Origin of the sequence: Flavobacterium degerlachei (genome assembly GCF_900106645.1) — a bacterium.
In the GTDB taxonomy this organism is placed as follows: domain Bacteria; phylum Bacteroidota; class Bacteroidia; order Flavobacteriales; family Flavobacteriaceae; genus Flavobacterium; species Flavobacterium degerlachei.
The window spans coordinates 192,236-205,412 of the sequence record NZ_FNMV01000006.1 but is presented as its reverse complement, the minus strand read 5'-3'; the positions used below and the strand labels follow the sequence as shown (position 1 = coordinate 205,412).

Below are 13,177 nucleotides of genomic sequence, written 5' to 3'. Positions count from 1 at the left end.
TCTTAATTTGAGATATACTTAAATGCGGGTTTGTTGTTTCCTTTATCATCAATAAACCCGAATTTTTTCTGTCTCATTTTCTGCCAAGGCCATTTTCCTGCAACCTGATCTGGAACATGTGGAAAATCATATAAGGTCCATGACATAAAAGAATAGTTGTTTTTCTTGAAATAGGTTTGCATTTTTTGATGATAAGCAGCTTGTTTTTTAATGCTTCCTTCCCATAAATTCCACATTCCGCCATAAGAAGGCACGCCAAATTCTTCAATCACAACTGGTTTTTTTGTTGTTTTTAGCAACTTATTTGTTTCGTATTCTAAATGCTGCATATCATTATAGAAGTGATACGATATAAAATCCATTTTGTCAGCAAGGTTAGTAGCTTCAACGGAGTTGGACCATCCGATTGTTATCAAATGATTGGGGTCGTTTTCCTTTACGACTGTGGTGATATGATCTAGCCAACTCAAAACATTATCCTTATCTCTATTTTCAAAATCTAAATTGGGTTCGTTTTTTAAATCCCAAGCTAAGATGGCTTTATGATCTTTAAATGTGCTAACAATTTGTTCTGCATGTCGATGTGTTAAAGTCCAACTATCTATTGTGTAATCACTATAAAAGTCAAATAGTGTAACGATTACTGCTAGTTTTTTGGCTTCAGCCAAATCCAATAGCACTTTTAGTTTTTCCAGTTTTTCAGGGATGATTTTAGCTTTTCCAAAATCACCATATTGAATAAAAACCCTTACTGTATTAAGGTTTGCTTTTTTCATTATATCAAAATCCACTGCAATGGTGTCTTTATTGAAGCGCTCACCAAAAGTATCCCAGGCGGAATTTTTAGGGTAATAATTAATTCCTTTTATTGTATATGGTATTTTGTTTTGAAGGATTTGATTGTTTTTTACTGTATATATCGGGTTCGCTTTGATGGTATCTGGAGCAAATGCTTCGGATTTCATTTTAAGCAAATGGCGCACTCGCCAAAAACCGTCTTCGAGCAACATCATGACTTTGTAGGTGGCAGTATCCTGAATGCTGGTTATTAATTGTTTGTTTTGATATAATTTTTGAAACTCAACTACGTTTTTATCTGTAAAAACAACTAGCTGTCCGTCTTCGCTATAAAATTCTAATTCTGGAAAATGCTTTATAGTCGTGTTTTCAATTGTGATTTCATGCGATTTGTTATAATTGATGGTGCGATATAAATTTTCGCGTGTGTTTTGGGTATAATAATAATCGATGCCTTTTGAAGTGTTATTTTCTAAAGCATTATTTTTCACATACCATGAAAATAGGTAGTCACGTTCTATTTTACCTAGCGTGTTTTTTTCCATTTCACGTGCTGGATTATCTAATTTTGTCCAGTTTACTTTTGGTAAATAAATATCTTCGCTCTCAGTTTCCAAATGTAGCATAGATGTCCTCTCGGCACCAGTATTTAAATAATCTAATGTTTTTGCCAAACCTAAAAGCGCAAAAATACTTATCAGAATAAAAGAAAGTATGAGAGCGGTTTTGTAGATATTTCGGTTGTTAATTATTTTCATATTTTTTTATTTCAGTTTTCTGAGTTACGCCTAAAGTTGTAATTTCAAATTGATATTCTTTTTCTTTGTAAAAAGGAGGTAACAGGTAGAAAGTAGTAATCCCTTTTGAACTTTCTGCAATTTTTGTTTCAATTAAGTTATTATGATGAAATATTTTTAACTCGACTTTAATACCGTCGGGAATAATTTGCTTCATAAAACTCTTAAGAGGACCAACTGTAATTTCTCTATTCTTTTCAGAAAATTGATATGGAAAAGTATTAATAAGTGCATTATAACTGATTTCAATAGGTTTGCTTTCGGCAATTCCAGTAACATATCCTTTTACTCTATAGGTGTCTTCATGATCTGGATGAAGGAGTTGGGCAATAGCGATACCATTGATAGTGGCGGCGAAGGTTTTAAGTAGTATGTTGTTTTTAGTAGTGATTTGGAAAGTTACGAGTGTTCCATCGCCCACTAAGTTACCAAACTGATCTCTAATTATAGAGGTTTCTAATTTTGTAATCTGATTGCCATCGGCAAATTTATGATTGCGGCTAAAGCTTATGCTGAAATCTTTACCAATAGAGGGTCTGATGTCTGTTTCAAATTCCTTTGAGTCCGTATTTTCGCATTCGGTCGAAACCAGCATTTTACCTACAGTTGTTCTTGAGTAAATGTTTTTCCAGGCAATAAATGATTTGGTTTTTTCGGCGGTAATTCTAATGTCATTAAGAAATTGATCTTTTATTAAGACAGTAGTATTGTCTTCTTTTGGGTTGTCGTAGCTATCAGTGGGAATGGCGACCATCATAGTGAAATGATTCAATCCTGTAAGCAAAGTTGTTGGGCCTAAATAATTTTCCAGTAGTGTAGGAGTGTTGTTGTTTGGAGTTATCTTGAAGCTTCCTGTTACTATTGTTTTCTTGTTTTGCAATAAATACCAGCTTGTGAATCCTGTTTTTTGACTATAAATAGCTGGAATTTTAAATAAAAGCTGGCCATTGTTGTTTTTTGATTTTAGGAGTGTTTTTCCATAAGAATGAATAATAAATAAGTCTGCTGTGGCTATTTTTGAAGGTGTTGAAAAAGCTAATGTAATTGGCTTTCCTGCTACAAAATTTTCTTCAGTAGTAAGCAATTGAAATGATGCTGCAGGATTATTTGTTTTTGAAACAGCAAAAACAAATAAAAAGAATAGCGCAAATGGAAGGACAATATGTATTGCTTTTTTTATCATTTTGGATTACCAATATAATTATTCATTTCTATCTTAATGTAGCTAAATCCTTTTCCATTCACCTTTTGTAACAGCTCTTTTTCAACTTGCTTATTTCTATTGGGAACAATTGTTCGTGCAAGATCGCCATTGGGTAAGCCATTTACGTAACAATTGTCTAAAGAGGATAATAGTATATGGCAGTTAGATAAATCAAGTAATTTATAGTCAAAATATTGTTTGCGCTGTACACGAACTCCTTCACGTAAAAAATAATTATCTACATATAAGAGTTCTTTTGTATCAGTGTAATACGAAATTATCAATTCAGGTACTGTGACTTCTTGTATGCCATAATTGAACAATGTTCCTTTGAGATGGTTGTTTTCAATCAATAAATCAGATAGTGCAACTTGAATATAGAAGTCAGTAATTGCTACATTTGCTGCTGATTGGATATCAAAATTTGCTGGAGTTTCACTAATGTCCTTTGGTGTGAATTCTTTCGGATTAAAGGTTGTAGGTTGTGCGACGTCTTTTTTAAGCCATGAAATTTCTTCAAAATTGACCCTGAAACTAGTTGTTTCTTTTGGCATTATCTTGTGTTTAATTACATCTTTAGCATTAAAAGTGGCCAATACTTTGTCATGCTGATTGTATAAACTGGATTTTAAAACCACATCTGCAGGGAAATTGTCAATGTTTTGTAATTCACCGATAATGATATACTCATTATTATATTGAATAAGTTTAGCTGATAGTATTTCAAGTTCCGGTTGTTTTAATACATCTTCATGATAGGTTTGTTGTGTTGTTATTTTTCGTCTTCCTTGTTTGAAATACTCGGTTGTATTATCCAATAAAAATTGATCAGGAGGAATGTCTAATGGTAGTTTTTGTGGTAAAATGTACCATTTTCCATCGCGTTTCAAAACCTCGTGGTAATAATCTTTATTGATAATTTCTAATGGAGTTATCCATTTGGTTTTTGCAACAATATTAGCTCTGTTTTCGGTACTTTTAATAACTTGGATGTCAATTGCATCCAGTTTTGCATAGGAGTTTAAAATCCCGTCAGCAACTGATGTTTCTAACATAAACTGCGAAATAGATAGCTTTTTATTAGGGTCAATAAAGGAATGTGCTTTTTCGTAATATTTAAAATCTAATGCGTCGTAATACGATTTCACTACATTTGTCGGACTTATTTGTGTGGCATTGTATAAGTAAAAATCATACATGCTGTAGCCAATAACTCCTAATAATAAAATAACCCAAAGATGTAAAATAGTGATTATTTTAAATGGGAATTTTTTATACGCTACAGCAAATTTAAAAAAGTCTGGCTTTGCCTCGTCTTTGATTTTTAAGGCTTTATAGAAAATACTTTGAATGTTGATTACAAAGGCAATTAGCACGGTAAGCAAAGGGATAATACCCCACATCAATTTTAAATATAGCGGTACTTCATCTTTTGGAAGTACTTTGGGCAAGGGAGCTATGTTTAATTTTTCCCAAACCATGATGCCATTTTCAAGCAATGAAAGTCTATGCCAACCGCAGAAATAAAGTATGGGGTCGTAAAACTTATCATTCGAAAAAACATACTTTAGGTTGTATTTTTCAGGGACGGTCAAAAATTGCTGCAAAGAACCAATACCTTCCATTCCTCTAAATTTTGAATTTTCAAGTCGTTCAATGGCTCGTGTGGTCAATTCAGGTAATCTGCGAGCAGAGTGGTAATTCCCGTCTACTGTTTTTGCTTTAGTTTGTGAAGAAAGGGTAGCCATTTGATCACCAAATCCTAAAGGCAAATAACGCCATTGATCGTGTTGATCTTGATTTAAGAAGTTGACAAGTGGTAAGGTATTTATTTTCTCGGGCTGAAAAGGTCTAAAATAACCCAATGTAATCGTGAAGCCCGCCATGAATAAAAAAGAACCTGCGAATAACGCACCTAAAATACGGTGGTATACATTTCCAAATCTATTTTGGATATCAGTTTTTAAATCGCCTTCAATTAATCGATAAACAAATTCTCCAAACATGGGTAAACTCATAATGGACGCCCAAAGTGTAAAACGGTCAAGGGTTAAAATGTTGAAAGCGGTTTCGCCTAGAACTTTTAAAGGAATAGGAGTTGTTCCACCAGTCCCTAATACGATTAATAATGAGATTGACAGCCCGAAACAAATGTATCTTTTACTGTAATAACGGTATAAAATATATGGTAAAATAAAAAATAAAATCCCCCATGGGATTACAAAAAACATAAGGCCTGATGAGGTAACTTCGATAAAATTATCCCTACTTCCGTGCGGAATTGGAACCTGTGTTATTGGGTTTGCTTTTGAATTTACCCAATATGGGAAAATACAAAAGATGATGAGGAATAGAGAAGCGGCTCCAAAAGCTACAATTCTTTTAAATAATTTGAAAAAAGTTTGAAGGAATAGTTTGAATTTTATCTCTTTATAGGAGTCTACCTGTTCTCTTGATACATCCATAATTACCATTCCAATCAATGGAAAAATAAAGAAAATCATCCCAAAAATAGGGGTAACATGATGAGAAGTAATGGTAACGGCTAATAGCGATATCGATCTAAAAAAATACTTTAGTCTTCCTGTTTTTATCCAAAGGTAGATTTCAGGCATGCAGTGCATTAATATAGAAACGCCTATAATACTGGGTAATTGACCGAAAATATGAAGGGTTTCTACAAATGAAGAGGAAAATACAGCCACAATTGAGGCGTAACCTGCTACAGTCCTGTTACCAGTAATCATTAAGGTGTAGCGATAGACACCAGTAATAAATAAAACAATCCCAATGATGGCGACTGTAAATAAGCCAAATTTCAAACCTCCAATTAAGGATAATAAGCCAATTGATTGATGCACTAATGGTGGGTAACCCATCACCGTAAAGCCAGTATACCAGCTATAGTTCCAAGGTTCAAACCAACTTGTTGCATAATGTTGGGCAAAAAACATGTGTATTAAAGCATCATAAGTGCTTTCTAGCGTAAAAAAGATTGCGCTGGAATGAAAAATCACTCCAATAAGCAGAGCAACGATTAAATATTTATTTGATTTTTCTTTCGCCAATGCTTTAAAATTGATGTTTTTGTAAATGTAATAATAAAACTTTTTATTAGTTGGTCGATAACCATTTATAAGGGAAATATATAATTTGTTATTTAGATGCTATTTTGATATATTTACTTGAACCAAACTACCTTAAATAATAGTATTATGAAAATTTTAATTATTGATGATCAAGAATTAGTTGTATTGTCATTAGAAAAGTGCCTACTTGATTTAGGTTATGAGGTGATAAGTTCAAATACTATTTCGGATGGTATTAAAAAATATGATCTAAATGAGCCAGATTTAGTTATTGCGGATATTAACATGCCTTTTTCTGACAGTGATGATCTAAGTGCCAACTTTGATGAATCTCAAGTTGCTTATAATGGTTTAGAAATTGCAAAATATATAAAAATCACTAAAGGTCATACTACGCCAGTTATGATTTTATCTGGGAATACAGATGAAGATACCATTGTACAAGGTTTTGATTTAGGGGTTGATGATTACATGAAAAAGCCGTTGAGTTTAAGTGAAATTGGAGCTCGTGTGAAGCGCTTAATTGGAGCTGGAGAGAAAATTTCGACCAATACTAAAAAAAATCAAATTATTCAAAACAACTGTATTGGTGTTGTAATTCCTTGTTATGATGAGGAGTTAAGGTTGTTGAGTGATGAGTTCAGGTCTTTTGTGAATTCAAATTTAGGATATCATTTGTGTTTTGTAAATGACGGTAGTAAGGATAATACATTACAAGTTCTAGAGAAATTGCGAGAAGGTAATGAGGATCATATTAGTATATATGACTGTGAAAAAAACGGAGGAAAGGCCGAAGCAGTTCGTTTAGGAATGTTGCATCTTGCAAAACAAGAACAATTTAATTACATTGGTTTTCTTGATGCTGATTTATCAACAGACTTTGAGGATTTTCATGATTTAGTAAATACGATTTCTAATTCTAATTTTAAAATTGTTAGTGGTTCTCGAATGGCCCGTATGGGGGCAGATATTACTAAAGAATCTGCTCGTGCAATTATTAGTAAAATCATTAACTTGATTATTCGTAAAACAATCGGAATGGATTTTAACGATACGCAATGTGGGGCTAAAATCATGAGTAAAGATGTTATCGAAAATACTTTTCAAGAAAAGTTTTTGACCAAATGGTTGTTTGACGTGGAGATTTTTATGCGAATGAAAAAAATATACGGTGATGAAGAAACTAAAAAGTTAGTTTGTGAACAACCACTTAAAAGATGGATTCACGCGGATGGCTCTAAACTTTCATTTAAAGATTCCCTAAAAATTGTATTTCAAATAGGTCAAATTGCAATTCATTATAGATAAAAAGCAAATTATAACTATTTCAAGGAGGTCTTACTTTATCAGTACGGCCTCTTTTTTTGTGGTTAATATTTTTGGTTCACAAAAGTTTAACTAAGAAAATGCAAAATGAAATTGCAGAATAATAAAATTAGGTATTACTTTTGCGAAGGATTATTTAATGTGTTGAAATGACTCAGCATAGTAGACAAATCTGAAATAAATTCAGCTTACAATGAAAGACCAAATAAAGAAATTCTTAAACGAGGAACAAGATCCTAAAGCCATTGAAAAAATCACTTCAAAGCTGAATGATTTATTGATGAAAAATGAAGAAATAGGCTATATCGGAGTGCAGAAAAAACCTGCGCTTACCGTTTTTCCAGATAGCATTGTCATGACCAATAAAAGAGTCATTATTTGTCAGCCAAAAAATCTAGGCCTTTCTATGGATTTTACTGATTATACCTGGGATATTATTGAAGGTGCTTTTGTAAAGGAAAACATACTTGGGTCTGTGTTTTCATTCTCGACAAAAACTGACATGCAGGTTTCTATTGATTATATTCCAAAAACACAGGCAAGAAAAATGTATACTTTTGCAAAAGAGCAGATAGATATATTGAAAACAGGAGCCATGTTTAATAATGTTGTGGCTGAAGAAATTCAATTTGAAAACGTTGAATCTGTTGAAGAAATTGAAGAGATGGAAACGGAAGAAGTGACTAGTTTTAGTGAATTAATGCCTGCAACTCCACCACCTTTACCTTATCAAAATGCCGTTTTTGAGAGTCCTTCTGGAACCGACAAAGAAAATGGATTAGCAGCTTTGTCTCAAGATGAGTTGTTTGAAAAATTACAGAATTATAAAAAATTACTAGACAATGGTTTAATTCTTCAAGGAGAATACGACAACTATAAAAAAGAGATTTTAAGCTTTATGTAATACAGTTTATAAACAAAGTAAAAAGCTCAAATGATAGTTCTTATCATTTGAGCTTTTTTAGTATTATAAAGTTCGCTTTTGCTTTTCAACGAAATTATGGGCCTGTAATTCCAGTAATTCGGTTGCTTTTTTGCGCTGTAATTCATAAAGATTGGCGTCTTGTGCAATGTCTTCATACACTTTATCATGCATGGTGGCACTTGTTTTAACCAGTAATTCCCTTTGGTACTTGTCTTGGGTTAGGGTTGCTTTTAATGCCGTTTCTAGGTCTTCCAGTTTAAAATCGTATTCTCCTTTTGGCGATAATAATTTAGCGATAATAGGGGAGGTTTCAATAGCCAAAAATAGCAGCATGATAAAAAATGAAGGAATTGAAGGCAACTTGTTCAACGCATTGATTCTTGCCATCAAACCGTCAAACCCATCAATTATAGGCTGTGTTTCTATTACTTTTTTATCTAAGTCTGCTTGGAGTAAATTTGATTGCTGTTCTTTTTCAGCAATTTTTGCCAGATTGTTTTTCTGTAAACTGTCTAGTTCTTGTTTTGCTAAGTTGTGCTTTGCTATTTTCTCCTTGAAAACAGGGCCTTTTCCTAGTTTTTTTGTGCCAGCAGTTCCTTCCGCTTCAGCGATATACGTTTCGTAATAGGTATTTACTTCTTGCTCTTTATTTGTAATGGCCGATTTTAAACTCGCTATTTCCGACTTGTTTTTATCTAAATCCGATTTGAAATAATTAGCTACTTCTTTTTTGTTTTCCAAGGCCATGGCGTTTTTCTCTTTCAATAAAACAGTATTGATTTCTTTTTCGAAAATTTTAATTTCAAGTGGCTTCGAAATAACAATGGCAATGATGATGGCTAAAATAATTCGGGGAGTTGCTTGTAGAAATTCACTTCCGAATTTGTCTCTTTTTCGAATAGTAGATACAATAAAACGGTCTAAGTTAAAAATAAGTAAACTCCACACTAATCCAAAGAGTAAAGCGGGATAGATGCTGTCAAAAACCGTAAACAGGGCGTAAGCGCTGGCAATAAATGCCATGACTGCGGTAAAGAAAACGGTCGCGCCAATTCCCACATATTTGGTTTGTTCTCCCTCCGAACATCCTTCTAAGATGTTTTTGTCTGCCCCGGAGCAAACAATAAAAAAATGTTTTAACATGATTGATTTTTTTGATTGATTTGAATGTTCAGCCAATTTATTTTTTGACTGATTGATGATTGCAAATTTAACGCCAAAAACTCATTAATGTTGTACTTGGTTGATATGTTTTTGGTTAGGGGTTTGTTATAATGCAAAAAGAGCCGTTCCTACGGAACGACTCTTTTAATTTTGAATTAACAATTAACTTATGCTTGGGGTGCTCCTGCCATAATTTCGGCATTTGCAAATTCTTCAAATTTGGCAAAGTTGGCTTTGAATTTTTCTGCAAGCTCAACTGCTTTGATATCATATAGATCTTTATCCTCCCAAGTATTTCTAGGATTTAATATTTCGGTAGGAACATTAGGACATGTTTGTGGTATTGCTATACCAAAAACTACGTGATTTCTATAGTCTACAGCGTCTAATTCTCCGTTTAATGCAGCGGTAATCATTTCGCGTGTGTATTTCAGTTTCATTCTGTTTCCAGTTCCGTAAGCACCACCAGTCCAACCAGTGTTGATTAACCAAACTTTTACGTCAGCATCCTTTGTTTTTTTGCTCAACATTTCCGCGTACCTTGTTGGGTGTAGAGGCATGAATGGCGCTCCAAAACAAGCCGAGAAATTAGGTTGTGGCTCAGTAACACCAGCTTCAGTTCCTGCAACTTTAGCAGTATAACCAGATATAAAGTGGTAAGCTGCCTGTCCAGGAGTTAATCTAGAAATAGGAGGTAAAATTCCAAAAGAATCGGCTGTTAAGAAAAATATGTTTTTAGGATTTTTTCCAATAGAACCTGGTTGGATATTATCAATATGAAATATAGGGTAACTTACTCTAGTATTTGGTGTTATTGAAACGTCTTGGAAATCGACTTCATTTGTTCCGTCCTTAAAAATCACATTCTCTAGGATGGCTCCTTTTTTGATAGCACGGAAAATATCTGGTTCGTTTTCTTCCGAAAGATTAATTACTTTAGCATAACAGCCTCCTTCAAAGTTGAAAACAGTATTTTCATTTGTCCAACCGTGCTCGTCATCACCAATTAGTTTTCTTTTTGGGTCTGCAGAAAGTGTTGTTTTACCTGTCCCTGATAAACCAAAGAAGATTGCTGTGTCATCATTATCTCCCACATTAGCACTACAGTGCATAGGAAGTGTGTTTTTATCCACAGGAAGAATAAAGTTTAGTGCTGAAAAAATTCCTTTTTTCATCTCTCCTGTGTATCCTGTTCCACCGATCATTGCAATTTTTCGAGTAAAATCTAAGATTGCAAAGTTACTTTGACGAGTCCCGTCAACTGCAGGGTCTGCCATAAAGCTAGGAACACACAATACAGTCCATTCTGGTGTAAAGCTTTCTAGTTCATCTTCCTCAGGTCTCAAAAACATATTGTAGCAAAATAAGTTTGCCCAAGGTGTTTCTGTAACTACTCTAACATTTAAACGGTAATTAGGATCTGAACATACATACGAATCTCTTACGTAGATTTCTTTGTTGCTTAAGTAAGCTGAAACTTTTTTGTATAAAGCATCAAATGCGTCCGATTGAAAAGGGATATTTACTTTCCCCCACCAGACTTCGTTTTCAGTGATCTTGTCTTTTACGATAAATCGATCTAAAGGAGATCTACCGGTAAAGTCTCCGGTGTTGATCGCTAATGCTCCAGTCGATGTCTCAATTCCTTGACCTAACGCGATCGTCATGTCATGTAATTCGTTAGCTGATAATTGATAATGAATCTTTGCGTTTTCGATTCCCATGTCTTTCAACGAAATCGATTTCGTAAACGGTGTGTTATTATTCATGAAATTATGTATTGTGTAGTTAAATTTATTGAATGCAAAAGTAGAACTAATATTTTAGATACGATTTGATTATCTTAATTTTGTTCTTTTTTCTTGACGAAATTTAAAAACAACAGCCCCCAAGCCAGTATTAACAGTAGTCCGCCGATGGGAGTGACAAAACCGATCACCTTGAAGTCAAACGAAGTGAGACTATTCGTTGCTAATAAATAGATGGATCCTGAGAATAAACAAACACCAGAAAGCACTAAAGAATAGATGGTTTTTTTTGTTTTTTCAGATAGGCTGGTTAGCATGCCAATAAAGATTAAAAACAAAGCATGGTACATTTGGTAGCGTACTCCTGTTTCAAAAGTAACTAATTGTTCTGTGGCTAGTAAACTTTTTAGGGCATGTGCCCCAAATGCACCTAAAATGATTGCTACCATCCCAAAAAGTGCTCCAGCTGAAATTAATTTTTTGTCCATTTTTTTAAAGTGATTTTATCAATACAAAAGTATTCCTTATCTCAGCAAAGCGAAAGAATTTTTGCAGTTAGTTTTGTCTTTTTATTTTGGGAATAATGGTGCTGATTTTTTTTTGATGCCTTTTATGTTGAAAAACATATTCGTAATTTTCACAACTAGCGGTTGTTATAAATACAACAATTTTGTATGTTTGTGTTATATTTTAACAATTATGAGGATCATTTTAATTATTGGTGCCGGAAGATCAGCATCTTCGTTGATACAATATCTTCTGGATAAATCGGAAAAAGAGAATTTGCACCTAATCATAGGTGATTTATCCATGGCCTTAGCGCAGAAGAAAACAAATAATCACCCTAATGCAACTCCAATTGCTTTAGATATTTTTAATGATACTCAAAGAACAGAGGCGATTCAAAAGGCTGATATTGTTATTTCGATGTTGCCGGCAAATTTGCATATTGAAGTGGCGAGGGATTGTGTCGTTTACAAGAAAAGCTTGGTTACCGCTTCGTATGTTAGTAAAGAGATGCAGGAATTAGATGCAGCAGTTAAGGAAAATAATCTGGTTTTTATGAATGAGATTGGCTTAGATCCTGGGATTGATCATATGAGTGCTATGAAAGTCATCGATGAAATTAGAGATAAAGGCGGAAAAATGCTTTTGTTTGAATCTTTTTGCGGCGGACTAGTCGCTCCTGAGTCAGATACTAATCTGTGGAATTATAAATTTACTTGGGCTCCTCGTAATGTTGTACTTGCCGGACAAGGTGGTACGGCCAAATTTATTCAAGAGGGAACTTATAAATATATACCCTATTGTAAATTATTTAGAAGAACTGAATTTCTACAAGTGGAGGGATATGGTCGATTTGAGGCCTATTCAAACAGAGATTCATTGAAATATAGGAGTGTTTATGGATTGGATGATGTGCTAACCTTGTATAGAGGAACTATTCGTCGGGTAGGTTTTTCAAAAGCCTGGAATATGTTTGTCCAATTAGGAATGACTGATGACAGTTATGTTATGGAAGACTCTGAAAACATGAGCTATAGACAGTTTGTGAATTCATTTTTACCTTATCACCCAACGGATTCTGTTGAAATTAAAACACGATTGATTTTAAAAATTGATCAGGATGATATCATGTGGGATAAACTGTTAGAACTGAATTTGTTTAATGACAACAAGCTGGTAGGTTTGAAAGACGGCACTCCCGCGCAGATACTAGAAAAGATTTTAAGTGATAGCTGGACTTTACAACCAGATGATAAAGATATGATTGTTATGTACCATAAATTCGGATATGAATTAGATGGTGTAAAGAAACAAGTGGACTCGAAAATGGTTTGTATTGGCGAAGACCAAACGTATACAGCGATGGCTAAGACGGTTGGGTTGCCAGTTGCCATGGCGACTTTGCAAATACTGAACGGAAAAATTACTACTCCTGGAGTTCAATTACCGATACGAAAAGAAGTGTATTTACCTATTTTGAAAGAATTAGAGGAATATGGAGTTGTTTTTAAAGAACAAACGATGCCCTATTTAGGGTATAAACCTGATTGAAAATTTAGTTAGCCCTTTTTTAGATTTTGTAGTAAGATGAATCCGCCTCTAATAGAAGCGGATTTATT

General features: G+C 33.9%; 9 protein-coding genes. 3 read left to right on the top strand and 6 right to left on the bottom strand.

All coding sequences use genetic code 11. The features are described from left to right. Positions 1-2: 2 nt before the first annotated feature. Genes BLV91_RS08010 through BLV91_RS08000 form a run of 3 tightly spaced genes read right to left on the bottom strand, consistent with a single transcriptional unit; the run spans position 3 to position 5,867 of the window. The gene (locus BLV91_RS08010) at positions 3-1,556 is read right to left on the bottom strand and encodes a glycoside hydrolase family 2 TIM barrel-domain containing protein (RefSeq protein WP_091431599.1); all 1,554 of its coding nucleotides are present in this window, start codon (positions 1,554-1,556) and stop codon (positions 3-5) included. Beyond that, a complete protein-coding gene (locus BLV91_RS08005; RefSeq protein ID WP_091431597.1) occupies positions 1,543-2,778 on the bottom strand; it encodes a hypothetical protein in 1,236 nt (411 codons plus the stop codon). The genes BLV91_RS08010 and BLV91_RS08005 overlap by 14 nt, the downstream gene beginning before the upstream one ends. After that, positions 2,775-5,867, bottom strand: a complete 3,093-nt coding sequence (locus BLV91_RS08000; RefSeq protein WP_091431594.1) for a hypothetical protein — start codon at positions 5,865-5,867, stop codon at positions 2,775-2,777. Before BLV91_RS08000 ends, BLV91_RS08005 begins: the two co-directional genes overlap by 4 nt. Positions 5,868-6,014: 147 nt before the next feature. Between BLV91_RS08000 and BLV91_RS07995 the strand changes: the two genes are divergently transcribed. Then, positions 6,015-7,196 carry a glycosyltransferase gene (locus BLV91_RS07995; protein WP_091431592.1) on the top strand — a complete coding sequence of 394 codons (1,182 nt, stop codon included), beginning with the start codon at positions 6,015-6,017 and terminating at the stop codon, positions 7,194-7,196. A 211-nt stretch (positions 7,197-7,407) separates the two neighbouring features. Further along, the gene (locus tag BLV91_RS07990; RefSeq protein WP_091431589.1) at positions 7,408-8,118 is read left to right on the top strand and encodes a PH domain-containing protein; all 711 of its coding nucleotides are present in this window, start codon (positions 7,408-7,410) and stop codon (positions 8,116-8,118) included. 63 nt (positions 8,119-8,181) lie between these two features. Here BLV91_RS07990 and BLV91_RS07985 read toward each other — a convergent pair whose 3' ends face one another. The 3 genes from BLV91_RS07985 to BLV91_RS07975 form a co-directional block, all read right to left on the bottom strand. Next, the gene (locus tag BLV91_RS07985) at positions 8,182-9,282 is read right to left on the bottom strand and encodes a DUF4407 domain-containing protein (protein ID WP_091431668.1); all 1,101 of its coding nucleotides are present in this window, start codon (positions 9,280-9,282) and stop codon (positions 8,182-8,184) included. Between the two features lie 188 nt (positions 9,283-9,470). Then, positions 9,471-11,072 carry a phosphoenolpyruvate carboxykinase (ATP) gene (gene pckA / locus BLV91_RS07980; RefSeq protein WP_091431586.1) on the bottom strand — a complete coding sequence of 534 codons (1,602 nt, stop codon included), beginning with the start codon at positions 11,070-11,072 and terminating at the stop codon, positions 9,471-9,473. A gap of 74 nt (positions 11,073-11,146) precedes the next feature. Then, entirely contained in the window at positions 11,147-11,539 is a 393-nt protein-coding gene (locus tag BLV91_RS07975) for a DUF423 domain-containing protein (RefSeq protein ID WP_091431583.1), read from the bottom strand. Between the two features lie 211 nt (positions 11,540-11,750). Between BLV91_RS07975 and BLV91_RS07970 the strand changes: the two genes are divergently transcribed. Next, entirely contained in the window at positions 11,751-13,109 is a 1,359-nt protein-coding gene (locus tag BLV91_RS07970) for a saccharopine dehydrogenase family protein (protein ID WP_091431666.1), read from the top strand. Positions 13,110-13,177 lie beyond the last annotated feature (68 nt).